Genomic DNA, 24739 nt, shown 5'->3' on the forward strand with positions numbered 1-24739 from the left:
CAGTCGTCAGGCGTACGTGAGTGCGCGGTCGAGGTCGGCGATAATGTCGGCAGGATCTTCCAGACCGGCGCTGAGGCGGATGGTGTTCAGTGAGATGCCGGCGGCTGCCCGCTGGCGCGGATCCAGGTGCGAGTGCGTCATGGATGCCGGATGCGCGACGAGGCTGCGAGCATCGCCGATGTTCGCGACCAGCCGCACGGTCTCGAGGGCATCGATCACCCGGCCGGCGCGGGCCTGTGCCGCGTCGTTCTCGAGGCCGGCGAGATCGAAGGAGAACACGGAGGGAACCCCCCGCGGCAGGTAGCGTTCGGCGAGTGGATGCCAGCGGTTGTCAGCGAGGCCGGGGTGATGGACGGCCGCGACTTTCGGATGCTTCTGCAGATGCCGCGCGATTGTGAGCGCCGTCGTGCTCTGACGGGACACCCGCAGATCGAGCGTCTCGATGCCCTGCAGGATCTGCCAGGCATTGAACGGCGACAGCGACGGGCCGAGGTCGTGCACATACTTCGACTTCACGAGCGCCGCGAAGGCGAGTCCGATGCCGAAGCGCTCCCACAGGACGAGGTCTCCGAACCGCTTGTACGGCGCGGTGAACTGCGGCCAGCGCTCGGGCTCTGCGCCGAAATCGAAGGTGCCCTGGTCAACGACGAGACCGCCGAGCGAAGTGCCGTGCCCGCAGAGGAACTTCGTCGCCGAATGCACAACGAAGTCGGCGCCATGCTCACCGGGACGGATCAGATACGGCGTGCCAACAGTGTTGTCGACGACGAGGGGGATGCCGGCATCGTGGGCGATATCTGCAACGAGGCGGATGTCGAGCACCTGTGCCACGGGGTTCGCGACGGACTCGGCGAACAGAACACGGGTCTCCGGTCGGATCGCGGTGCGCCAGGCATCCGCATCATCCTGGTCGACGAACGACACCGTGATGCCGAAATCGTCGAGCGTGTCCTGGAGCAGATCGACCGTGCCGCCGTACAACTGGCTGGCGGCGACGATATGCCCACCGCGCGCAGCGAGAGCGAGCAGGGTGACGGCGACGGCGGCCTGCCCGGAGGCGACGGCGACGGCTGATGCGCCGCCCTCCAGCGTCGCCACGCGCTCCTCCAGAACCTGCTGGGTGGGGCTCGCGTTGCGGCTGTACAGATTGCCCGGGGTGCGCAGCGCGAACAGGTCTGCGGCATCCGCGAGCGAGGCGAACTCGTAGGCGGCGGTTTGATAGATGGGAGCGACGGCACTGTTCTGCGGCACGCCGGTGACGTATCCGGCCTGTACCTGCTGGGTCGCGAACGCGGTCATGCGTCGGCGGGTTCGTGTCGGTCTGCTCCCTGAACCTGTCGAAGGGCGCGAAGCACGGGTGTGTGCACGTCTCCGCCGCGCAAGCGCTCGAGCCACAGCACGATGGATGCTGCGACGCTGCGGTGCGAGACGTCGTTCAGTGCGTCGTGCAATCCGTCGATGGTCTCGACCAGCTCCAGATCAGGCACTGCGCTCAGCAGGGAGGCAGTTTCGGTGATCGGGGATACCCGATCTGCCGAACCGTGGAAGGCGAGCACCGGAACGGCAACGGCGGCCAGGTCAGCGGATGCGGGGACAGGCTCGACGGCGACCGGCGCGGTGCGCGCCTCATCCGTGCCGAGCACGCCGAGGTGCAGCGGGCAGGCCGTGCGTTCCGCGTCGGTCGGCTGGGCGGTGACGGCGTCGCCCTCGGCATCGATCGGGGTCCCGGCGATGATGGCGGCATCGGCTGTGGCGCCCTGCGCGAGCACGCGGAGAACGGATGCAGCGCCGGAATCAGAGCCGACGAGCACGCGCGGTGCATCCACGGTGTCGAGCCACGCGCCTGCGGCGTCAGCATCCGCTTCGAAAACTCCGACGGTGTATCCGTCGGCGCTGAGCCGGCGTCCGAATCGCTCGTACACGGCGGCGCGCTCGCCGCGGCCGGTGATAACGGCGAGTGTGCCGCGCACGCGGGCGGCAGGCCAGACGGCGGAGGGAGAGATGTTCGTGCTCATGCGATCCATCCTTGGGTCTGGGACCCCGCGGCGCGCGGGATGTGTCGAACTGTTGCGGTGTGTGTCGCCCTGCATCAGCGTCCCTGGTTTGCGGAGAATCCGGCTTCTAGCTTCTCCACCATGACTTCACGAACAGGACTCACATCGTTCGCCTTGCTTGCCGTCGCCGTCCTCTCCGTCTCCGGATGCGCGACGTCCCAGACGGTCGCCGTGAACACGACGGACTCCACCGCGCTCACCTGGGGATGGCGGCTGCCGACGAGCTGGGACCCGGTCACCTCCACCGCAGGCTGGGATACGCACGCTCTCGCGCTCGTCTATGACGGGCTCACCCAGCTCGATATCGACGGTGAACCAGTGCCGGGTCTTGCGGAGTCCTGGGAGTACAGCGCAGACGGAACCGCGATCACTTTCCAGCTGCGCGAAGACGGAGCCTTCAGCGATGGGACACCGGTGACAGCTGACGCCGTCAAGCTCAATCTCGAACGTGGGCGGGACCAGGAGAACTCCACGCTGGCGGGGCAGCTGCACATCATCACTGCTGTCGACGCCGTTGACGAGTACACCGTCACGGTGCACCTCGATCAGGCCGACTACCAGGTCCCGTATCTGTTTGCCGGTAAGACGGGGTTCATCGTGAATCCCGTGGCTTTCGACGATGTCGCATCCCTCGCTACGCAACCGGAAGGCGCCGGCCCCTTCTCGCTGACGGAGTACGTTCCGAACGCCCACGCGACGCTCGAGAAGAATAGCGAGTACTGGAACGCCGACCACATCTTCATCGATGATCTCTCCGTTGTGCCCGTTGCTGACGACGCGACCGCAGTCGCTGGCGTCACGTCTGGTCAATGGGATGTCTCGATCATTCCGGCATCGCAGGTTCAGGGGGCCGAAGCTGCCGGGCTGGAGATCGAGGAGATCAATGCGCTCACGGTGCGGGCTCTCGATGTCAATGCGACGGTGGCGCCGTTCGACGACCAGCGCGTCCTGCAAGCGATCAGTCACGCCACCGATCGGCAGGCCCTGATTGATGTCACCTACTTCGGACACGGCACCCCGAACTGGCAGCCTTTCCCCGATGGCTATGCGGCGCACAATGACGATCTTGATGATCTTTATCCGTATGACGTCGATGCTGCGAGAGACCTGCTCGCCGAAGCGGGCTATCCGGACGGCGTGGAGGTCACTCTCACGCTGGGTGAGGACGACACCCCACTCGCAGAGTTGTTGCAGGCACAGTGGGCAGAAGCCGGAATCCGGGTCGTCCTCGATGTCCAGGCTGGCGCAGCCATTTCGCAGAACTACGTGCAGCGCTCATTCCCCTTCGTACTCGACAGCTATTCGGGCCGGCAGTCTCCGCTGCAAGCACTTGAGGTTCTGTACGGCCCAGAAGGACTGATGAACCTGGGTCGCGAGACACCGGCGGAGCTCACTGCCGCCATTGATGTCGCTCGCGCTACGCCGACAGGCGATCCGGAGTATCAGCAGAGACTTCAGGAAGCTGTGGAGGTTGGAGTCAGACTGCAGCCGAACACATTCCTGTTCAGCTGGCCGCGCATCCTCATCCACCCGGCGAAGGTGACTGGCATTCAACACTGGCTCGACGTCCAGCGCTGGGAAGACGTGAAGGTCGAGGGCTGAGCGCTATGACGACGACCGTGTCCGTGGAAACGGCGGTGACATCTGAGGTTGAGGAAGCGACGGTCGCGCGTTGGGGATGGCCCCTGCTACGCGCGGCACTGTCCACGGTCGGCACAGCGGTCATGGTCTTCGTCATCGCGACGTTTGCCACTTTTGCCCTGGGCGCGGCCAGCGGCTCGAACCCGGCGGCCGTCGCGCTCGGCGAGGTTGCAACCCCGGCGGATATCGACAGACTCAACCACTTCTTCGGCCTGGACCGCCCGTTTCTCGTGCGATATTTCGACTGGATCTCGAACGCCGTCACTGGCGACCTTGGTGCGAGCTGGTTCACGACGATTCCCGTCGCGGCCAGCATCGCGCAGGCGTTCCCGGTGAGCCTGTCGATCGCATCCGGTGCAATACTGCTCGCTCTGCTGTCGGGGTTCACCGGTGGCGTGCTCGCAGCTGTAAACAGAGGCGGACTGGTGGATCGCGTGGTCACGCTGCTGAGCACCGTCTCTGCCACGATCCCTGCATTCGTCGCGGCGATCGCGCTCATTTTGCTGTTCGCTTATGCGATCCCGATATTCCCCGTTGCCGGGTATGTGCCGCCGTCGACGAGCCTGGGAGGTTGGGTGATGTGCCTCGTGCTGCCCTCAATCGCCCTCAGCCTCGATACCGGTGCCGATCTCGCTCGTCAGCTGCGAACGTCATTGGTCGGTACATTGCAGGAGAACTACATCATCGGTGCACGGGTGCACGGGCTGACCCCGGGCCGGATTCTGCTCCGTCATGCGCTGCCGATCGCCTCGACGCCCGCGCTATCGGTGCTCGGGACCCACGCTCCGCGGCTCATTGGCGGCGCGGTGATCACCGAGGTGATCTTCGGCATGCCAGGACTCGGACAACTCGCGAACCGTGCCGCCCTCCAAGGAGATATTCCCGTGGTGCAGGGTGTGCTGCTGGTCACGATCGCCATGGTCGTGGTCTTCGGCGTGCTGATCAATCTCGTCATCACCCACACAAGCGGAACAGGACGGAGTGCGGCATGAACACCCTCAGACTTCTGTGGTCCGCAGGCTGGATGGTGCGCATCGCGTTACTGGTCATTCTCGGTGTCGTGGTGATCGCCGTGGCAGGGCCAGCCATGGCGCCATTCGATCCGCTGGTGCAGGACACCGCGAACGCCCTGCAGAACTCGTCGCTCGCACATCCTTTCGGCACCGACTACCTGGGTCGCGACGTGCTCTCCAGAGTCCTCGCCGGCGCACCGGCATCGCTTCTCAGCGCGCTCGGCGCGGCGGTCATCGGGCTGGTCGTCGGCGCGGTGCCCGGTGCGCTCAGTGCTTTCGCGCCGAAAATCGGCGAGTGGCTGTCACTGCGGCTTGTTGATGCTCTGCTCTCGCTGCCCTTCATCCTGTTTGCGATCGTCTTCGCAGCCCTGCTGGGAAACGGACTTTTCCAGGCGACCCTGGCGATCGGCATCCTGATCGCTCCCGGCTTCTTTCGTATCGCTCGCGCGGCAACGCTCCGAGTGCGCGACTCGCAATACGTCGAAGCTGCACTGTTTCTCGGCGGCTCTGCCTGGTGGGTGCTGCGACGGCACGTCTGGCGACAGGTTGCGCCGAACCTCGTCGTCGCCTCCGTCTCGGCGCTCGGCGGCGCGCTGCTTGCCGTCGCTTCGCTCACATTCCTGGGCATCGGCGTGCAGCCGCCGGCCCCGACCTGGGGCGGCATGCTCGCCAGTGACTTGGGGTATCTCAGTCAACGACCGCTGGGGCCGCTCGGACCGGCGCTGGCGATCATCATCACCGTGGCCGCGTTGAACCTGCTCGCGGATGCTGCGCGCGATGTGCTCGGGGGCGATGCCGTGCTCGTCCGGGCGAACCGGAAGGAGAGTGCTCATGTCTGATGCTCGTGTCAGACCGCTTGCGGCCGAACTGATACACCCGTCGGAGGGTGTGACGCCTGTCGGAGCTATTGGGACAAAACCTCCGGTTTTCGTCACAGGGTCCGCCGTGCGTAACGAACATGCGCCCCTCACACCGTCGTTCGACGAGGGGTCGTTGGCTCGGCCGGCCGTAGCCGCCGTCGAGCAGTTAGTGATCACTGCGAATGACGGTACCGATCTCGTGCACGGCGTATCCGTGGTGGTGCGCCCTGGAGAGGCTGTTGGCATCGTCGGTGAATCCGGCAGCGGCAAGACGCTGACCTGCCGTGCACTGCTCGGCATCCTCCCTCCGGGGCTCAGCATCTCCGGTGGCAGCGTTCTGATTGACGAGCATGATTTGACGCACGCGACAGAGCCGGAGTGGCGCCGCGTCCGGGGGTCGCACATCGCCGCCGTGTTCCAAGACCCCGCGTCCTACTTGCACCCAGCGATCCCAGTCGGGGTTCAGCTGGAAGAGACGCTGCGCATCACCGCCGGTGTGCCTCGCCGAGCTACCCGCGCACGCGCTCGTGAACTTCTTGACGATCTCGGCATCCGCCGTGTCGACCTCGTGCTCCGCCAGCGCGTCGCGCAGCTGAGCGGCGGCATGCTGCAGCGAGTCCTTATCGCGATGGCGCTCGCCGCTGATCCGGCGGTCCTGATCGCAGACGAAGCGACGACTGCGCTTGACGTCACTGTGCAGGCTGAGCTGCTTGAGCTGCTGAAGAGGCTGAGGATCGAACGAGACCTTGCGCTCGTGCTTGTCTCGCACGATCTCGCCGTCGTCGCGCAGGTGTGCGAGCGTGTCCAGGTGTTCCGCGACGGTCGCGTCGTCGAGGCCGGTGCGACTTCGCGCGTGCTACGCGCACCGGGGCATCCATATACGCGGGAGCTGCTCGCTGCGCATGCCGCCTACGGACTGGAGAAGTACCTCTCATGACCCTTAGCTCCGTACGTCCCACTCCCGCCACCGCTCCGCGTCGCCCGGAGCCTTTGGGGAACGTGGCCTCAGCTCGGGGCTCGGTTCTCGAACTGGATGGCGTCTCGGTCGACTATGGCCAGGTGCGCGTGCTCGACCGTATCTCCCTCACCGTGCGTCCGGGCGAGGTCGTCGGTGTCGTTGGCGAATCTGGCTCGGGGAAGACCACCCTCGCGCGGGCCGTTCTCCGCGCAGCTCGACCCTCCGAAGGCAGCATTCACGTCGCAGGCCGGGATATCACTCGGCTTCGTGGCGGCGCACTGCGCGCGTGGCGGCGTTCCGGTGCAGTGCAATATGTGTTCCAGGATCCGTTGCGCTCGCTCGATCCGGGGGTGCCTGTGGCGGATTCCCTCGTCGAAGGTCTGCGCATTGCCCGTGTCCCCGCACAGGATGCTGCGCGTCAGCGGGATGTCGCGCTGCAGGCGGTCGGTCTCGACGCGGAGCTCATTAGCCGACTGCCTTCCGGGCTTTCGGGCGGGCAGCGCCAACGAGCCGCAATCGTCAGAGCTCTCGTCGTCGAGCCGCACCTCCTCGTGCTCGATGAACCCGTCAGCGCGCTCGACGCAGCGAGTCGTGACCGGGTCGTGCAGGCATTGATTGCGCTGAGAGACCGGCGGGGCAGCGCTCTGGCGATGCTGGTGATCTCGCATGACATCGGTTCACTCGCAGCCATGAGCGATCGGCTCGTCGTCCTTAATCATGGGCGCATCGTCGAGGACGGTTCGACTCGGCGAGTGCTCTCCCAACCGCAGCATCCATACACCCGGCGGCTTATCGATTCCGTCCCCCTCATCCGCACACTTTCCACCAACCGCCCCTGACACGTTTGGAGTCACCGCAATGCCCATTGAACTTCTTGGAATGATCGCTACTACCGCAGGGTCGGAGGCGAAGGCGCTGACGGGACCCGTTGTCGATCCGGCGTATGTGCGAGAGTTTTCCCGCGCACACGAGGAAGCCGGGTTCGACCGCGTGCTGATCGGCTATAGCGCGAGCTCGCCGGATGGTTTTGCGGTGGCATCCGCCGCACTGCATTCCACCGAGCGACTCAAGGTGCTGATCGCCCACCGCCCTGGATTCGTCCCGCCAACGATCGTCGCTCGCAAGCTCGCGACGCTCGACCATCTGACCGGTGGGGGAAGAGTCGCGATCCACCACATCACCGGTGGCAGCGAGGCAGATCAGCGACGTGATGGTGATTTCAGTGAAAAACATGACCGCTACCGTCGCACCGGCGAGTTCATCGAGGTGCTGCGCAAGACGCTCACCGAGGAGGAGCCATTCGATCACAATGGGGAGTTCTATCGGTTCGAGGGCGGGTATTCGGGAGTCAAGCCAGCGACATCCGATGGCATCCCGATCTTCTTCGGAGGCCTTTCAGACGGTGCCATCGAGGTCGGCGCCAAGGAGGCCGATGTGTACATGCTCTTCGGCGAACCGCTCGCCGACGTCGCAGAGCACATTCGTGCGATCCGGGTGGCCGCAGCCCGGGAGGGGCGCACGATCGAGTTCAGCCTCTCCACCCGTCCGATCATTGCCAACACCGAAGAGGAAGCGTGGGCAAAGGCAGACCGGATCTACGCGCACGCGGAGAAGCTCCTTGAAGGGAACAAGACTGGCAATACGCTGGCTTTTGCTGAGCCACTGCGCCGCGAACGAACTGCCGTGTCGGCCGATCGTCTGCAGCAGCATGCAACCCGCGGTGACGTGCATGACGAGCGGCTCTGGCTCGGAATCACAAGGCTCACCGGACCGTCGGGGAACTCCACCGCTCCAGTGGGCACACCAGAGCAAGTCGCCGACGCGCTGCTGAAGTACTACGACCTGGGTGTCACACGGTTCCTCATCCGCGGCTTCAACCCGCTGGGTGATGTCCGCGACTGGGGTAAGGAGCTGGTGCCGCTGCTCCGCGAAGGTGCTCGCCGGCGAGACGAGGCTCGTGCGGCCGCCTGAGAGCGTGCCGCCCGCCGGCGCCAGTTGTTCTTGCTACGGGCCGCGTACTGTTCGACAGCTCTGCGTGTGCGTCTGGGCGTGCCCGAGATCGCTTTCGTCGTGGCCGGCAGTACCCATAGCCCGCGATCAGAACGGTGGGGTGCCGTAGGCCTTCTTGTAGCGCCGCTTCCAGACCTGTCGGGCGAAGCCGATGTACATTCCGACAGCGCCGGGAACGACCCAGAAGATCAGCACAATTACGCCGGAGACGGCAGGGGCTGCCCCGCCTCCGTGCCTGGTGAACAGGAACACCGACAGCAGAATCCCCGCAACGCAGAATGCGCCGAAAAATAGGATCTCGACGACCGGCTGCTGGAGTCGGGGGACACCGCTGCGTCCGGGAGCATTCATGAACGTGAATGGTTCCGGGGGGACTGATGAGTCGCTGGGATCGCTCAAACTCGGCACTGCCGGAGGTGACGGGCGCGGACGATCACGGAACCAGTGTGATCTTGCCGCGGGCGGAGTGCTCCTCGACCATGCGGTGGGCCACGGCGGCTTCGGCGAGCGGCAGCGTGGCGCCGAGCTCGATTTGGAAGTCTCCGGCTGCGATAAGTTCGATCGCTACACCGACGGCCTCTGCGCGCCAGGCGAGCTCCTGCGCCGTGAGCGGCTCGGGAGAGCCGCCGCTGAAAGCACGGATGCCGAAGCTGGCAGCATCCGGGCCGCGAACGATCGTCGCAATGCGATCGCGGTCAGTAATGAGTTCAAGGGAGGTCTCAATCGCCTCATCGGTGCCGATGCAGTCGAGCGCGACGGTGACGTCGCCATCCACAGCTGCCCGCACACGGTCCGCGAGACCATCGCCGTAAGCAACAGGGATCGCGCCGAGTTCGCGCAGATGCTCGTGGCGAGCCGGGCTTGCAGTGGCGACAACGGTTGCGCCCCAGGCGACAGCAAACTGAATCATGGCCTGTCCCACAGCGCCAGAACCGGCGTGCACGAGCAAGACATCGCCGTCTCCGACATTGAGCGAACGCAGGCACTGATAGGCGGTTCCGATCGGGATGCTGAGACCGGCGCCCTCGGCAGCGGTCACAGCATCCGGAAGCAGATCGAGATTCTCCACCTTCACGACGAGGTGAGTGGCGTACGTGCCCACAGTGCCGCCGATTGCCACACGGTCGCCGACAGCGAATTCGCTCACGCCCTCGCCGAGTGACTCGATCACTCCTGCGCCGTCGAAACCGACGCGGCGCGGCTGGGTGATCGGAGCGCCGGGGCGTGCGCCGCGGCGCAGCTTCGCATCCAGCGGGTTGACGCCCGCTGCCTCGATCCGCACCACGACCTCACCGGGGCCGGCGACAGGATCGGGGATCTCTACGAGCTGAAGGACATCAGGGGTGCCGAGTTCTGTGTACACGATCGCGTGAGCCATGACGCCAGGCTACCGGCAACGAGCAAAGCCCTCACATCCGAAGATGTGAGGGCTTCACAACGGCGCTGAGATCAGCCGACGGGGACGATGAGTCCCTTCCACGTCTCCAGGATGTACTCCTTGGTGCGGTCATCGTTGAGAAGTTCGATGAGAGCCACGATGCGCGGGTCATCCTTGAGCTCGGGACGAGTGGCCAGCACGTTGTAGTACTTGCTGTCGGTGCCCTCGAGGAGGATCGCCTGCTCGTCGGAGAGCCCAGCCGGAATCGCGAACGACGCGGTCACGAAGGCAGCGTCGTTGTCGGGCAGAGCGAGTGCGAGCGAAGCGTTCTCGATCTCGACAAACTTCAGATCCTTGGGGTTGTCGGTGATGTCGGTGATCGTGGTCGCGTTGTCCTTGATCTCGATGATGCCTTCGGCGGCGAGCAGCTCGAGCGCACGACCCTCGTTCGTCGGGTCGTTCGGGATCGCAACAGTGGCGCCCTTTTTGAGCTCGTCAAGGCTGTCGATCTTCTCGCTGTAGAAAGCTGCGGCCGGCAGGTAGATGTCGCCGAGGGAGATCAGCTCGTCACCGGCTTGCGTGTTGTAGGTGTCCAGGAACGTCGAGTTCTGGAACAGGTTGGCATCGATCGAGCCGTCCGACAGTGCCGGGTTCGGCGTGTTGTAGTCGGTGAACTCCTGCCACTCGATCGTGAGCCCCTTCTCCTCGGCGAGGTTCTCGGAGACCCACTTCAGCATGTCGCCGGCCGGGACCGGCAGAGCGCCGACCTTCAGCGTGCCGAGGCCCTCAGAGCCGTCGGCGGCCGGAGTGGAGTCCGATCCGGCACAGGCGGTGAGGCCGAGTGCAAGGGCGCCTGCGGCGGCGATGGCGATGGCGATGCCGCGAGTGAGAGAGGAGAAAGACATGATGATGCTCCGGGGTGTCAGGGGTGAAAGGAAATCAGGCGCCGACGGCGATGACGTCGGCAGAGTGCGAGGCACGATTGGCGTGATCGAGACGGCGCGCAAGCACGTTGCATGCCCACTGCACCAGCAGCACGATCACGAACAGCACGATCACGACGGCGACGATGTGCACCCAGCTGTAGCGCTGGAAGCCGTAGGTGAGCGCGACGTTTCCGAGCCCGCCGCCGCCGACGACGCCGACCATGGCGGAGAAGTTGATGATTGAGGTGATGGTCGTTGCGATGCCGAGCACGATCGCCGGTCCGGTCTCGGGGAGGATGACGCGCCGCACGAGCTGCCAGCGGGTGGCCCCGAGCGAATCGGCCGCCTCGAGCAGACCCGAATCGACCTCCTTGACGGCGATCTCCACAACGCGCGCGAAGAACGGAATCGCGATGAGCGTGAGCGGGAAGATCGCAGGCCCCGTGCCGATGAACGAGCCGAGCAGGAGTCGGGTCAGCGGAATGAGCGCGATCATCAGAACGATGAACGGCACCGATCGACCCAGGTTCACGATGAACCCCAGCAGCCGGTTGATGATCACACCGGCCGTGGCGGAGCCGAACGGAGTCGCCAGGAAACGACCCTTCTCCGTGCCGACGAGCACGATGCCTAGCGGGAGACCGACGACGATCGTGATGAGGATGGCGACAGCGGTCATCCAGAGCGTTTCGAGCGTGCCCTTGAGCATGACGTCGAACAGATCGGGCCAGAAGTCCGGGGATGTGTAGTCGATCATGCTGCTTTCACCACTTCGACGGCTACGTCGTGCTCGGCGAGGAATGCCTGAGCGCGAGCGAGAACTGCGGGGTCAGCCGGAAGCGCGAGCCGAGTACGGCCGGCCTGTGATCCGGCGATGTTCTCGATCGTGGCGCCGAGGATCGAAACATCCAGATCCAGAGCGCGTGCGAGGAGTGTGATGGTCGGCCGCTCAGCCTCTTCGCCAGCAAAGGTGAGGTCGATGACCGCGGAGCCCGGCATCTCGGGGACATCGCCGAGTGGAAACAGGTCTCGCGCCAGACGGCTGCCCGGCGTGCGGATGAGATCGATCAGGGCACCCTGCTCGACCACGCGGCCGTGCTCGAGGAGCGCTGCGGCATCACAGATCTGCTTCACAACAGCCATCTCATGTGTGATGAGCATGATCGTCAGTCCCAGCTCGCCCGACAGCCGCTTCATCAGAGCGAGGATCTGGCGGGTGGTGTCGGGGTCGAGTGCGCTGGTCGCCTCGTCCGAGAGCAGGACGCTGGGGCGGGATGCCAGGGCGCGGGCGATGCCGACGCGCTGACGCTGTCCGCCGGAGAGCTGCGCGGGGTAGGCGCCGGCGCGGGAGGCGAGACCGACCAGGTCGAGCATCTCGAGGGCATCCTTCGTGCGGTCGCCACGTGCACGACCGACCGCTTCCAGCGCGAACTCCACGTTCTGGGCGATCGTACGGTTACCCACCAGATTGAAGTGCTGGAACACCATGCCGATGCCGTGCCGGGCTGCGCGCAGTTCGTTGCCGGCCAGATGCGAGATCTGCACGCCGTCGACGACGACGTGTCCGGAGTCCGGGCGCTCGAGTGCATTGACGGTGCGCAGCAGCGTCGATTTGCCGGCACCGGACTGGCCGACGACGCCAAAGATCTGACCGCGGGGTATCTCGAGCGAGACATCGTCGAGTGCGCGGGTGCCGCCGAACGACCGGCTGACGTGCTCGATGGTGATCATAGGAATGCCAAGGGCCCCTTTCGGGGAAGAAGAGGAGGTGAGAAATCAATTCTCACCCGATCGCCCGGTTGGCGCTAATCGAGATGACGCCGTGTGACGGGCGCTCAGGCCTCGCGCAACACCTTTGTTATGCGCTGCGGTTATGCGCTGCGGCTGTGCGGTGTTGAGGCGACAAACTCGACGATGGCATCCAGCGTCGGCCGATGGCTTTCCAGATGCGGGAGATGAGCGACGCCGCGGAGCTCGATCAGTTGTGACTGCGGGATGGAAGCCGCGGCATGCCGCGCGTTCTCGCGGACGTGCTTCAGATCGAGGTCGCCGACGAGGAGGAGGGTCGGTACGGAGATCCGCACGAGTTCGGAGAATGAATCTGACGCGAATGTGGGTTCTCCAGGATCAGCAGCCGCGAGTGCACGACCGTTCATCTCCAGGAAGCGTGTGCGCGCGGGCCCTGTGACGCGACCTTCGTGACCGGGCCCGTCCAGCCAGACGTGGGCCTCGAGCCGATTGACCTCATCGAGATCCCCGTGCGAGTCGGCCGCATCGATCGCAAGATCAAGTTCGGCGACCACAGGCTCGAGTGCTGGTTCCGGAGCGCCGCTGATGGCGGGTGCGATCAGCACCAACGCTGAGACTCGCTCCGGATGCGCGAGCGCAAGATCGATCGCTGTGCGCCCGCCCATCGAGCAGCCCACGACGATCGCTCTGTTCACGTTCGAGGCATCCAGAACAGCGAGGGTATCGGTGACGGGCGACCACCCGTCGTCTGCGTCGTACGTGGTCTCGCCGTAGCCACGCGCGTCGTACCGGATGCTACGCACGCCCGCGCCGAGGTGCTCGACCAGATGATCCCAGGAACGCAGATCGGTGACGCCCGCATGGATCAGCAGTACCGCGGCGCCGTCAGTATTGCCGCTCGCTTCTGCGGACAACTGGGCAGCTCCTGACGGGACCGTTTGCCGATTCATCTCGCCAGGGTATCTCGCGCGACGTTTCGCTCAGCGTGCCGCGAGCACTTTCTGGATGCGCTGCGGCGAGACCGGCTGTGCGGTACCGAGCCGCTGTGCGAAGACGCTGATGCGGAACTCTTCCAGCAGCCAGCGCGCCTCCTCAAGCGCGGGGGCTGCATCTCGGGGGAGCGGCACCGTCCCCCCAGCATCCTCAAACGCCTTCGCCATACGTTCGTACTCGGTCATGCGGGTGCGATCCTTGCCCGGTTCGCTCTCGAGCGTCTTTAACCGGTCGAGCATGCCGTCAAGATAACGCGGGAAGTGCGCCAATCGCTCGGTGCCTGCCGCCGAGATGAATCCCGGATGCAACAGGCCACTGAGCTGCGTGCGGATATCGTTCAGCGGACCGAGCAGAGCAAGCGAGTTTTGCGACTTGATGCCGCGCTCGACCTCGCGCGACTTCGTGAGAATCTTCGCGACGAGGGAGACGGTCGTGAACAGCTGATCGACGTGCGTCGCGCTCACAGCATCCCGTGCGGCCACGAACTCCGACTCGGTGCGGATGATCGCATCCGATCGCAGCGCGGCGCGTACGACCGCGACTCTGGCATCTTCGATCAGCGCAGCGACCGACGAGTACGGCGATGCTGCCAGCGCGAGCTTCTCCTGCGAGGTGAGATGTCCCTGCACGTACGAGGCGGGAGAGGGAACGCTCAGCAGGATCAGGCGCACCACGCCGTCGCTGGTCGCGGCGTTTGCGGCATCCGCTGTCGACTCGACGCGGATCGACACGGTTTTACCCTGGTCAACGATCGCAGGATAGCCGCGGACGACACCGCCGGCGACCTTCGTGTCGAGCACCTCGGGAAGATCTCCGAAGGTCCACGAGGTGAGGCCGTCCTGCTCGATCGGCCCCCGTGCGGATGCTGCGGCAACAGCGTTTGCGTCGGGCCGGGGTCCTCGACGATTCTGCTCCGGCCGTGCGATCGACCGGGCGACACTCGCGCGGGCGCGATCTGACAGCTGCGACTGAAGGTCGCTGAGATCTCGTGCGGAACCTGCCACCCGGCCGCGTTCATCGACCGCACGGAAGTTCATCCGCAGGTGCCCGGGCACGCGCTCGTCGTCGAAGTCGGAGGCGTTCACCGGCTGATTCGCCAGTGGCTGGATCAGACGGGCGAGTGCTTCTTTCATGGAGCGTTGCGGCCGTCCGCCGTGCCGCTCCGGCCCCTCTTCCGCAAGCACTTCGCCGAACTTGTCAGCCCAGTCCGCGGCTGGGACCACATGTCGGCGGATCGTCTTGGGTAGTGCTCGAAGAAGGGCCGTGACGAGTTCTGCACGCAGGCCCGGCACCTGCCAGTCGAAGCCGCGATCCTCGATCTGTGCCAGCAGCGCTAACGGCACGACGACGCTGACACCGTCGTCCGCAGCACCGGGCTCGAAACGGTACGCGAGCCCGAGAACCTGATCGCCCTGCGTCCAGCGGGTCGGGAACTCATTCTGATCGGCGCGCTCGTCGTCTTCGATCAGATCGCTCTCGCGCATGACTAGCAGCTTCGGGGTCTGTTGCAGCGATTCGCGCCACCACTTCTCGAACGAGCGCACGTCGAACACATCGGCGGGGACGCGCTCATCGTAGAAGCGGAACACCTCTTCATCGCCGGCGAGGATGTCGCGGCGGCGCTCGCGCTCCTCGAGCTTCTCGAGTCGCTTGCGCAATTCGTGGTTGCTGCGCCAGAACGCGCTGACGCGCTTGTCGAGTCGGCTCGGATCCCACTCTCCCTCGACCAGCGCATGACGCAGGAACATCTCCCGTGATGCGGCCCGGTCGACGCGGGCGAACTGAATGCGCCGACGCGGAACGATCTCGACACCGAAGAGCGTGACCTTCTCGTAGGCGATGGTCGATCCGGCATCCTTGGACCAGTGCGGTTCCGAGGTTGACCGCTTCGCGAGGTCACCGGCCAGAGACTCAGCCCACGCCGGGTCGATCGCGGCGACGGTACGGGCAAAGGTTCGGGAGGTCTCGACGATCTCGGCGGCCATGACCGCCTGCGGCGCCTTCTTGCGCAGGCCCGATCCGGGGAAGATCGAGAAGCGGATGCCGCGTGCTCCGCGATATTCGGCGATGCGACGCTTCGGATCTTTCTGGCTCTTCGCCTGCCCCTTGGGGGGTGTCTTGGTGTTGCGCTCATCGAGCGTGCCGATCTGAGACAGCAGCCCGGACAGCAGCGCGCGATGGATCGCGTCGGGGTCAGCCGCCGCATCCCCCTTCGATGACGTCCCCGTTTTCACGAGCGAGCGCAGCTGGCGGTGCACGTCGAACCATTCCCGCACGCGCACATAGTTCAGGTGCTCGGAACGGCACATCCGCCGGAAAGCGCTGGAGCCGAGCTCGCGCTGCTGCTCGCGCAGATGGTTCCACAGGTTCAGGATCGCGAGGAAGTCACTCGTCGGATCCGTGAATCGCGCGTGCATCTTCTCGGCGGAGTCGCGCACATTCTGCGGTGCATCCTGGGACGGCCGTTCGCGTACGTCTTGGATCGTGAGACCGGAGACGATCGCGAGGACAGCAGCGGTGACGTCGGTCCCTGAGCCCGTCGAAGGGGTCTGCGCCTCGAGCAACATTCGTGCGAAGCGGGGGTCGATCGGCATCCGCGAGATCTCACGGCCGATCTTCGTCAGCCGCGGGCTCTCAGGATTCGCTCCCTGAGCCTGTTGAAGGGTCACTGCACCGAGCTCGGTGAGCAGGTCGAAGGCCGCGCGGATTCCGCGGGAATCGGGCGGGGTGAGAAACGGGAAAGCCGTGATGTCGCCGAAGCCGAGTGACAGCATCTGCAGTACGACCGCAGCGAGGGATGTGCGCAGCACTTCGGGTTCGGTGAACTCCGGGCGCTTATCGAAGTCGTCTTCGCTGTAGAGGCGGATCGCGATGCCGTCGCTGGTTCGTCCCGCGCGTCCCGAGCGCTGGTTCGCCGACGCCTGCGAGATCGCTTCGATCGGCAGTCGCTGCACCTTCGAGCGGTTGCTGTAGCGGGAGACGCGTGCCGTTCCCGTGTCGATGACGTATTTGATGCCGGGGACGGTCAGGCTCGTCTCGGCGACGTTCGTAGCCAGAACGACGCGGCGCCGGACACCCGCAACGCGGCTCTTTTCGAAGACGCGGTGCTGTTCAGCGGCGGACAGGCGCCCGTACAGGGGGAGAACCTCCACCGGCGCCGATGCTGACGTGTACGCGGCGCGCACAGCATCCGCGGCATCCCGGATCTCGGCCTCGCCGGGCAGGAACACGAGCACGTCACCGTGCGCTTCACCATCGAGCTCGCGCAGCGCCGCAACGATCGCGGAGACCTCGTCCTCGGCTTCTCCGGCCGCTGTCGCCGCCGCTCCCGATGCATAACTCCTGAACTTTTTGCCAGAACGTGCTGAAGTCGGCCCCGGAGAGGCCCCGGCCGCGGTTTCTTCAGGAGTTGTGCTCGCGTCGGCCGGAGCTCGGTACCGAATCTCGACCGGATAGGTGCGGCCAGACACCTCGATGACAGGAGCCGGGATGCCGGCAGGGGACGCGAAATGCTTCGCGAAGCTCACCGGATCGATCGTCGCCGAGGTGATGATGACCTTGAGATCCGGGCGCTCCGGCAGGATGCGAGTGAGGTAGCCGAGCAGAAAGTCGACGTTGAGGGATCGCTCGTGGGCCTCATCGATGATGATCGTGTCGTATCGGCGCAGGAGCCGGTCCCGATGGATCTCGTTGAGCAGGATCCCATCGGTCATCAGAGCGATCTTGGTTGTGGCCGACACTTTGTCGGTGAAGCGCACTTTGTATCCGACGGTGGTTCCCAGCTCCACCTGCAGCTCTTCCGCGATGCGCTCGGCGATCGTTCGTGCGGCGAGGCGACGCGGCTGCGTATGCGCGATGTTCTCTCGCCCGAGTTCGAGGCAGATCTTAGGCAGCTGCGTCGTCTTACCCGACCCGGTGGCTCCTGCCACGACCACGACCTGGTGATTGCGGATGGCATCAGCGATCTCATCCCGCGCGGCGCTGACGGGCAGTTCCGAGGGATAGGTGATGACGAAATCGGCAGTAGACATAGCCCTCCATCGTATGACGAGGCCGCCCTGATGTGCGCGCGGGCATTGACATGCAAAGTAGTTTGCAGTACAAAGTTAACCATGACCAGACAGACCCGAGAACGGAGTACGACCATGTCACTCGATGAAGAGCCTCTTGACCCGGCCGAGATGCTGGCACTGATGAAGGATCAGCAGCGCAGCGTCGCAGGGCAAAAGGGTGCGTTCGTGCCGTTGATCCTGCTGTCGTGGGGCATCGCCTGGCTGTTCGGGTTCGGCGCGCTGTGGCTGATCGATGGCCCCGGTGCCGCGTTCTCGCTGCCGATCGGGGTGGCGATCGGCGCATTCGTCGTGCTTCTGGGCGGGGCAGGAGTCCTGTCGACCGTTCTGGGGATCCGTTCGGGCACGGGCCTGCGCGGCGGCAAGGACTCCGCCTTCGTCGGAATCATCTACGGACAGTCCTGGTGGGTCGGCTGCCTGGCGATCTTCGCGCTCGGCCAGGCGCTCGTGCTTCAGGGTATGCATCCGGATCTGCTGAGGGTCTTCTACCCGTCGGCGTACATCTTCTTCGTCGGCGTCATGTTCGTCTCGGCCGCGGCGATTTGGCGGGCTGTTCCGATGTTGATTCTGGGTGGCTGGTCGATCATCGTCAGTGCCGTCGCGCCGTTCGTCGGCTATCCCGGTCAGTATCTGGTCTACGCGCTGGCCGGCGGTGGGGGATTGCTGATCGTCGCGCTGTGGACGTGGATATGGATGCGGCGAGCACGCAGCCGCATGGCTCCGGGTGCGCGATCATGACCGAACTCGATCCGGTCATCCATGCGGCAGCGCGACTGCGGATCACGGCGGCACTTGCGACGCTGGCAGACGAGGAGAGCATCGCTTTTCCGCGTCTACAGGAGCTGCTGGACATGACGGCAGGCAACCTCTCCACGCACCTGCGCAAGCTTGAGGATGCTGATTACATCGCCGTGGCGAAAACCCACCAGGGGCGGACTCCGGTGACCTACATCGGGCTCACCCGCACCGGTCGACGCGCTTTCGAGGATTACACCGAGGCCCTTCATGCGGTACTCGGACAGCGATGATCGACATTCGGAGTCATCTCGGGCCGGTACCTGTCATCACAGGTCGTAGGCTGAACGCATGACGATTCCCACCATCACTCTCAATGACGGCTTCACGATTCCGCAGCTCGGCTACGGCGTCTTCCTGGTTCCGCAGGAGGAGACCGAGAAAGCTGTCAGCGAAGCGCTCGAGGTCGGCTACCGCCACATCGACACCGCCGCGATCTACGGCAACGAAGAGGGCGTCGGCGCCGCTATCGCAAAGAGCGGTATCGCCCGCGAAGAACTCTTCATCACCACGAAGCTGTGGAACGACCGCCACGATGGCGACGAGCCGAACAAAGCGATCGCCGAGAGCCTGGAGAAGCTCGGCATCGATCAGGTCGACCTGTACCTCGTGCACTGGCCGACGCCTGCGAAGGACAACTTCGTGCACGCATTCGCCAAGCTCGTCGAGCTGCGCGAGCAGGGCCTGACCCGCAGCATCGGCGTCTCGAACTTCCTCGTCCCGCACCTCGAGCGCGTGGTCAAGGAGACCGGCGTCACCCCCGCGGTGAACCAGATCGAGCTGCACCCGGCGTACCAGCAGCGCGAGGTCGTCGCGTGGGCTGCTGACCACGGCATCCGCATCGAGGCCTGGGGTCCGCTCGGCCAGGGCAAGTACGACCTGTTCGGCACCCCCGCTGTCGCCGACGCCGCCGCCGCGCACGGCAAGAGCCCTGCGCAGGTCGTGCTGGGCTGGCACCTGCAGAAGGGGAACATCGTGTTCCCGAAGTCGGTGCGCATCGAGCGCCTGCGCGAGAACCTCGACGTGTTCGATTTCACACTGACAGATGCAGAGATCGCAGCGATCGACGCACTCGACCCGCTCGACGGATCCGGCCGCGTCGGCAGCCACCCGAACGAGTTCAACTGAGACGCATAATTGCGTTGGATGACGCCCTGTGTCGCTTCGTGCGCCACAGGGCGTCGTCGTCGCTAGCGTCGTCGCCATGACCACGCCATTCCGCATCGTCGCCGTCTCCGGCTCACTGCACGAGCCCAGCAAGACGACCGCGCTGCTGCGCGCTATCTCCGCAGCCATCGCCGAGCGCGCGGACTGCGAGGTGCTGCTGATCGAACTGACCACGGTCGGGCCGGCGCTGGCCGGAGCCCTGCATCGCGATGATCTGCCGTTGCACATCGAGGAGCAGTTGGTCGCGATTGAGCAGGCTGACCTGCTGATCGTAGGCAGTCCGGTGTACCGGGCATCCTTCACCGGCCTGTTCAAGCATCTGTTCGACTTTGTTGGGCAGTATGCGCTCGTCGGAACGCCCGTGCTGCTGGCGGCGACCGGCGGGGGAGAGCGGCACGCGCTGATGATCGAGCATCAACTGCGACCGCTGTTCTCGTTCTTCCAGGCGCTCACGCTGCCGCTGGGGGTGTATGCGAGCAACACTGATTTCGACGGGTATCGAGTCAACTCCGAGGTGTTGGCGGGGCGCATCGCGCTCGCCGCCGAACGTGCGTTGCCGCTGGTCAGGTATGCCGCGTCACGGTCGGTGGAGTCGCTGGTCAGCTGAGCTGTTCGGCTCGCCGGCCGGGGCGTACCGTGAGGGCATGGTCAATCGCCTCGCCGACACGCTCAGCCCCTACCTGCGGGCGCACGCCGATAACCCCGTCGACTGGTTCGCCTGGGGTCCGGAAGCGTTCGCCGAGGCGCAGCGGCGGAATGTTCCGATACTCATCTCGATCGGCTACTCCACGTGTCACTGGTGCCATGTGATGGCTCGGGAATCGTTCTCCTCTCCCGAGATCGCAGGGCTCATCAACCGGGACTTCGTGGCGGTGAAGGTCGACCGCGAGGAGCATCCGGATGTCGACGCGGCCTATATGGCCGCGGCATCTGCGTTCACGCAGAATCTGGGGTGGCCGCTGACTGCGTTCACGACGCCGCAGGGGCGCACGTTCTACGCGGGGACCTATTGGCCGCCAGAAGCGCGTGCGCAGATGCCCGGGTTTCGTGATGTGCTCGCCGCGGTGCACGAGGCATGGATGCTGCGCCGTGAGCAGGCGATCGAGTCGGCGGATGCCGTGGCAGAAGCACTGGCGCAGGCGGCGGTCGTTACTCCATCCGACCTGCCGTCGACGGTGGCGCTGGCCGTGGCTGCCGAGGCTATCGCCGCACGGGAAGACGCGATGTTCGGCGGTTTCGGCGGTGCACCGAAGTTTCCCGTGGCGACGACACTCGGGTTTCTCCAGCGGCCATTGCTTCGGCGTGAGACCCCGGATGCGGCAGCCTCGGCGGAACGTTCGTTGGCTGCGATGGCGGCATCCGATCTTCGCGACAGTCTCGAGGGCGGTTTCTTCCGGTACGCCACCCAACGCGATTGGACCGTGCCGCACTACGAGCGAATGCTGACCGATAACGCCCAACTGCTGGATGTCGCCGTGCGCGCAGGCGACGACGCGACGGCTCGCGGAATCGTCGCGTTCCTCCTTGACGTGCTGCGCCGGGATGGTGGAGCGTTCGGCGCTGCGCAGGACTCGGAGTCGTGGATCGATGGGCAGCGCAGCGAAGGCGGTTACTATCTTGCCGCTTCTCGTGAAGGACTCGAGCCACCAGCGGTGGATGGCAAGGTGATCACCGGATGGAACGGGCTCGCGATCGCAGCCCTCGCCCGAGCGGGCGCGGCGTTGGACGAGACTTCGTGGGCGGATGCTGCTGCGCAAGCCGCATCATTCGTATTGTCGGTGAACCGTTCGCCGGATGGTCGACTCGTGCGCGCCTCACTGGACGGGGTGGCATCGACGGCGGTGGCGACACTCGCCGATGTGGGCCTGTTCGCGGAGGGGCTGTTTGCGCTCGCGGTGGCGACCGGAGAAGTGCGGTGGGCGTTGGCGGCGCGCGAGCTGCTGGATGACGTGCTCGACGGTGGCGTGGACGGCGACCCCGTGCTCGCAGCGCAGAATGTGGCGGCGGCACCGGACCAGACGGACGGGGATCTGCCGTCCGGAACAGCAGCGGTCGCGGGTGCCTCGCTGGCGGCCTGGCGACTGGGCGCGGGTGAGAAGTACCGGGCAGCCGCCGAAGAACAGGTACGAGCACAGGTGGCATCCGCTCTGCAGAACCCCTTCGCGCACGGCTCGCTGCTGGGAATCGCCGCAGCACTCATCGCCCCGCCCCGTCAGATGGTCGTGGTGACGGAGGATCGCGCGGGTGCGCTCGCCGCGGCATCCCGCCGCCTCGACGCGGACGTGATCGCCATCGTGACGCCCGCGCAGGCAGGCGCTTTCGCGGATGCCGGGTTCGAGCTGTTCGCGGGGAAGGACGCGGCCGTAGAGCTCGCGTACGACTGCCGGGCGTTCGTCTGCCGGTTACCCACCGCGGATGCTGGCGAGCTGCTGCTCGAGCGCTGAGGCCACACGCTCACGTCGTTTCTCGCACGATGACCCGTGATGGAGCCTGTACCCACGCTCCGGGGTCACGGCCCAGCATGAGCAGCGCAGCGCGGCGGCCGAAGGACTCGGCATCGATGGACACTGTGGTCAGCGCGGGCCGCCAGAGCTGTCCGTGCATCCCGTCATCGAAACCGATCACCGCAAGATCCTTCGGCGCATGAAGCCCCAAACTCTCCATTGCGTTCAGTACCCCGAATGCCACGTCGTCACTGCTCGCAGCGACTGCGGTGACCGATGTGCTCTCGGTGATGGTGCGGACCGCGGCGATGCGTTGATGCGGGTCCTCACCCAGCGCGATGCGCAGTGGATGAATTCGCTCGATTCTGAGATCCGCAGCGATTCGGGAGGCTTCTTCCACGGAGATCGCTGGGGCTCTGCCGAGAGTGAACGGGAGGGCGAACGCGATCTCGCGGTGTCCCCCTTCTGCGAGATGGCGGAGTTGAGTGAGCGTGTGAAAAGCGAGCCCCGTCCGATATCCATCCACGATGGCGAACAGAGGATGGCTGGCATCAGCGTCGGCGAGGAGGGCGGGCAGATCAAGCACCGCACGCGGCATCAGAGCTCCGAGTGCTTCGGCCGGCGCGCCGCCATCGATGGTGTCGGGGCCAGCGGTGACGAGCAGCGCGTGCTCATGTGCACGCAACTCCTCATTCATGCCGACGATGAATCGATCGAGGCTGTGCCCGCCGAGCATGGCCCCGACCTTCAGGAGCACGATGCGGGACATCCCTTCGCGGAGCGCTCGGGCTGCGCTGTGCGGGACATAGCCGAGTTCGGAGGCTGCGCTTCGCACGCGATTGCGGGTCTGCTCGGTGATGGTTTGTCCCCGAGTCTCGTTCAGCACGTAACTCACGGTTGCAGCTGAGACCCCGGCAGCATCCGCAACATTCCGGATCGTTGGCTTACGGGGAGATGAAATCATCTGGGCACGCTACCACTTAATCGATTAAGTAACTACGCTGAACGGAATCAACGTACGGAGCACGGCGAGAAGGAGCAATTCATGAGGGCTTGGCAGTATCTGGGAGACGGCGCGCCGATCCAGATGAATGAAGTTGCAGCACCGGAACCGTCACCGACGCAGGTGATCATCGATGTGAAAGCATCTGGGCTCTGCCACTCTGACCTGCTTTACATGGCACTGGGCGATGGGATGATGCCCTTTCTTCCTATGACGCAGGGCCACGAGAACGCCGGTGTGATCTCCGCGATCGGTTCCGAGGTCGTCGGGTTCCGGATCGGCGATGTCGTCGGCGTCAACTCCTCCGGCGTGCAGCCGCCTCTGGGAATGTTCACGCCCGGTGGCTTCGCCGACAAGCTCGCGGCGGACTATCGCGATCTTGCACGGGTACCCGCGGGCCTGGATGTTTCACTGGCCGCACTCGCCACGGATGCGGGCATGACGTCGTACCACGCGATGATCAAGGAGGGCGGCGCGAAGGCAGGAATGAAGGTCGGGGTCATCGGCTTTGGCGGCCTCGGACAGATCGGTGCTCGCGCCGCGGTACTCGCCGGCGCCGAGGTCCACGTCGCTGAGAGTAAGAAGGACGTGTGGCCGGTTGCGCTCGCGGCCGGTGTCGTCAGTTGCGTCAAGGATGCGGATGAATGGGCAGTCGAGCCCGGCGGAGACCCGCTCAATTCAGCATCCGGTTTCGACCTCATTGTTGACTACGCCGGTTTCGAGACGACACAGAAGGCGATCAACGCGGTCAAGCGTGGTGGCACCGTCGTGCAGGTCGGACTCGGCAAGCAGACCTTCACGGTCGTCACCTCGACGCTCCTCGGCAAGAAGCTCATCGGCTCTCTGGGCGGAACGGTGCAGGACATCGAGGAGGTCTTCGACCTCATGCTCTCTGGAGAGATCACGCCGGTCTATGAGGAGATCTCGTTCGAGGAGATCGGAACGGGGCTTCAGAACCTGAAGAATGGCGAGGTGACGGGTCGCCTGGTCGCCCGGTTCGGTGACTGATCTTCCGGATGCTGGCGAGCTGCTGCTCGAGCGCTGAGCGCTTCAGCCCACGGCAATGCCGTGGGTGCGGAGCACGCCTCGCAGCTCTGCGATTCCGACGAAATGGTGGGTGCGGATGCCGAGGGCTTCTGCCCCGGTGAGTTTTGCGGGCGAGTCGTCGGTGAAGAAGACCTGGCCGGCGGTGAGCCCGAGTACGTTGAGAACGTGTTGGAATGCGCGTTGGTCAGGTTTCGCGTGGCCGATGGTGGCGGAATTGAAGATCGGGTCGAAGTGCGCGGTGAGCCCGGCCGCCACCATCTCTTCGGGGATCGTGTCGGTGCCGTTCGTGAGGATTGCGGTGGTGAGCCCTAGGTGCGCGAGTTCGTTCGCGAGCGTCACGACGGCCTGGTCCACGGTGGGGCGCTGGCGGCCCCACTCTTCGGCGGCGGCCTCATTAGCGACGTCGACGGCAATCTGCCCGATCCATTCCTGGCGACTGATTCTGCCCGTCGTGACCTGATCGAGGGCCGCGGTCGAGAATGCTGCGTGGGTGAGCGCGCCGGGGTCGACCCCGTGGCGCTGTTCGATGTCGGCGACAGCGGCTGAAGCGAAGTGTCGAACAACCCCGTCGAGGTCGAAGAGGACGGCGCGGATCATGATCGCCATTCTGCCCGCAAAAACTCGGTTCAAC

General features: G+C 65.2%; 23 protein-coding genes. 12 read left to right on the plus strand and 11 right to left on the minus strand.

The features are described from left to right. Positions 1–6: 6 nt before the first annotated feature. Both ACSS7Z_RS11860 and ACSS7Z_RS11865 read right to left on the minus strand, forming a co-directional pair. Positions 7–1299, minus strand: coding sequence for an O-acetylhomoserine aminocarboxypropyltransferase/cysteine synthase family protein (locus ACSS7Z_RS11860; protein ID WP_438254991.1), 1293 nt, complete (start codon positions 1297–1299; stop codon positions 7–9). Beyond that, the gene (locus ACSS7Z_RS11865) at positions 1296–2015 is read right to left on the minus strand and encodes an alpha/beta hydrolase (protein ID WP_438254992.1); all 720 of its coding nucleotides are present in this window, start codon (positions 2013–2015) and stop codon (positions 1296–1298) included. Before ACSS7Z_RS11865 ends, ACSS7Z_RS11860 begins: the two co-directional genes overlap by 4 nt. 120 nt (positions 2016–2135) lie before the next feature. Between ACSS7Z_RS11865 and ACSS7Z_RS11870 the strand changes: the two genes are divergently transcribed. From ACSS7Z_RS11870 to ACSS7Z_RS11895, 6 genes are all read left to right on the plus strand, one after another. Beyond that, positions 2136–3656, plus strand: a complete 1521-nt coding sequence (locus ACSS7Z_RS11870; RefSeq protein ID WP_438254993.1) for an ABC transporter substrate-binding protein — start codon at positions 2136–2138, stop codon at positions 3654–3656. 5 nt (positions 3657–3661) lie between these two features. Next, positions 3662–4687, plus strand: a complete 1026-nt coding sequence (locus tag ACSS7Z_RS11875; protein ID WP_438254995.1) for an ABC transporter permease — start codon at positions 3662–3664, stop codon at positions 4685–4687. Then, the gene (locus ACSS7Z_RS11880; RefSeq protein WP_438254997.1) at positions 4684–5547 is read left to right on the plus strand and encodes an ABC transporter permease; all 864 of its coding nucleotides are present in this window, start codon (positions 4684–4686) and stop codon (positions 5545–5547) included. Before ACSS7Z_RS11875 ends, ACSS7Z_RS11880 begins: the two co-directional genes overlap by 4 nt. A 106-nt stretch (positions 5548–5653) precedes the next feature. Next, positions 5654–6505 (plus strand): ATP-binding cassette domain-containing protein, encoded by an 852-nt coding sequence (locus ACSS7Z_RS11885; protein ID WP_438254998.1) that lies wholly within the window; start codon positions 5654–5656, stop codon positions 6503–6505. A 62-nt stretch (positions 6506–6567) separates the two neighbouring features. Further along, positions 6568–7365 (plus strand): ABC transporter ATP-binding protein, encoded by a 798-nt coding sequence (locus ACSS7Z_RS11890; RefSeq protein WP_438254999.1) that lies wholly within the window; start codon positions 6568–6570, stop codon positions 7363–7365. 19 nt (positions 7366–7384) lie between these two features. Further along, positions 7385–8497: an LLM class flavin-dependent oxidoreductase gene (locus tag ACSS7Z_RS11895; RefSeq protein ID WP_438255000.1), complete on the plus strand. Its 1113-nt coding sequence runs from the start codon at positions 7385–7387 to the stop codon at positions 8495–8497. A gap of 126 nt (positions 8498–8623) precedes the next feature. Here ACSS7Z_RS11895 and ACSS7Z_RS11900 read toward each other — a convergent pair whose 3' ends face one another. The 7 genes from ACSS7Z_RS11900 to hrpA form a co-directional block, all read right to left on the minus strand. Beyond that, positions 8624–8887, minus strand: a complete 264-nt coding sequence (locus ACSS7Z_RS11900) for a hypothetical protein (protein WP_438255001.1) — start codon at positions 8885–8887, stop codon at positions 8624–8626. An 82-nt stretch (positions 8888–8969) separates the two neighbouring features. Beyond that, positions 8970–9914, minus strand: coding sequence for a quinone oxidoreductase family protein (locus ACSS7Z_RS11905; RefSeq protein WP_438255002.1), 945 nt, complete (start codon positions 9912–9914; stop codon positions 8970–8972). 71 nt (positions 9915–9985) lie between these two features. Then, positions 9986–10819, minus strand: coding sequence for a MetQ/NlpA family ABC transporter substrate-binding protein (locus tag ACSS7Z_RS11910; protein WP_438255005.1), 834 nt, complete (start codon positions 10817–10819; stop codon positions 9986–9988). A 34-nt stretch (positions 10820–10853) separates the two neighbouring features. Beyond that, positions 10854–11597 carry a methionine ABC transporter permease gene (locus tag ACSS7Z_RS11915; RefSeq protein WP_438255006.1) on the minus strand — a complete coding sequence of 248 codons (744 nt, stop codon included), beginning with the start codon at positions 11595–11597 and terminating at the stop codon, positions 10854–10856. Then, a complete protein-coding gene (locus tag ACSS7Z_RS11920; RefSeq protein ID WP_438255008.1) occupies positions 11594–12571 on the minus strand; it encodes a methionine ABC transporter ATP-binding protein in 978 nt (325 codons plus the stop codon). The genes ACSS7Z_RS11915 and ACSS7Z_RS11920 overlap by 4 nt, the downstream gene beginning before the upstream one ends. Positions 12572–12711: 140 nt before the next feature. Next, positions 12712–13539, minus strand: coding sequence for an alpha/beta fold hydrolase (locus tag ACSS7Z_RS11925; RefSeq protein ID WP_438255009.1), 828 nt, complete (start codon positions 13537–13539; stop codon positions 12712–12714). A gap of 30 nt (positions 13540–13569) precedes the next feature. Next, positions 13570–17613: an ATP-dependent RNA helicase HrpA gene (gene hrpA / locus ACSS7Z_RS11930; protein WP_438255011.1), complete on the minus strand. Its 4044-nt coding sequence runs from the start codon at positions 17611–17613 to the stop codon at positions 13570–13572. Positions 17614–17727: 114 nt separating this feature from the next. Between hrpA and ACSS7Z_RS11935 the strand changes: the two genes are divergently transcribed. From ACSS7Z_RS11935 to ACSS7Z_RS11955, 5 genes are all read left to right on the plus strand, one after another. Further along, complete coding sequence (locus ACSS7Z_RS11935) at positions 17728–18390, plus strand: hypothetical protein (protein WP_438255013.1); 663 nt, start codon at positions 17728–17730, stop codon at positions 18388–18390. Next, positions 18387–18680, plus strand: coding sequence for a transcriptional regulator (locus ACSS7Z_RS11940; protein WP_438255015.1), 294 nt, complete (start codon positions 18387–18389; stop codon positions 18678–18680). Before ACSS7Z_RS11935 ends, ACSS7Z_RS11940 begins: the two co-directional genes overlap by 4 nt. A gap of 58 nt (positions 18681–18738) precedes the next feature. After that, positions 18739–19575, plus strand: a complete 837-nt coding sequence (locus ACSS7Z_RS11945; RefSeq protein ID WP_438255017.1) for an aldo/keto reductase — start codon at positions 18739–18741, stop codon at positions 19573–19575. A 76-nt stretch (positions 19576–19651) separates the two neighbouring features. Next, entirely contained in the window at positions 19652–20221 is a 570-nt protein-coding gene (gene msuE / locus ACSS7Z_RS11950) for an FMN reductase (RefSeq protein ID WP_438255019.1), read from the plus strand. 37 nt (positions 20222–20258) lie between these two features. Further along, entirely contained in the window at positions 20259–22058 is a 1800-nt protein-coding gene (locus ACSS7Z_RS11955; RefSeq protein ID WP_438255020.1) for a thioredoxin domain-containing protein, read from the plus strand. Between the two features lie 10 nt (positions 22059–22068). Here the strand turns inward: ACSS7Z_RS11955 and ACSS7Z_RS11960 are convergent, their stop codons facing one another. Beyond that, positions 22069–23022 carry a LacI family DNA-binding transcriptional regulator gene (locus tag ACSS7Z_RS11960; protein WP_438255022.1) on the minus strand — a complete coding sequence of 318 codons (954 nt, stop codon included), beginning with the start codon at positions 23020–23022 and terminating at the stop codon, positions 22069–22071. An 81-nt stretch (positions 23023–23103) separates the two neighbouring features. Between ACSS7Z_RS11960 and ACSS7Z_RS11965 the strand changes: the two genes are divergently transcribed. Next, positions 23104–24069, plus strand: a complete 966-nt coding sequence (locus ACSS7Z_RS11965) for a zinc-binding dehydrogenase (protein WP_438255023.1) — start codon at positions 23104–23106, stop codon at positions 24067–24069. 42 nt (positions 24070–24111) lie between these two features. Here the strand turns inward: ACSS7Z_RS11965 and ACSS7Z_RS11970 are convergent, their stop codons facing one another. After that, positions 24112–24705 (minus strand): HAD-IA family hydrolase, encoded by a 594-nt coding sequence (locus ACSS7Z_RS11970; protein ID WP_438255024.1) that lies wholly within the window; start codon positions 24703–24705, stop codon positions 24112–24114. Positions 24706–24739: the final 34 nt, after the last annotated feature.

The sequence above is a fragment of the Microbacterium wangyouchuni genome (assembly GCF_051546305.1).
GTDB lineage: Bacteria > Actinomycetota > Actinomycetes > Actinomycetales > Microbacteriaceae > Microbacterium.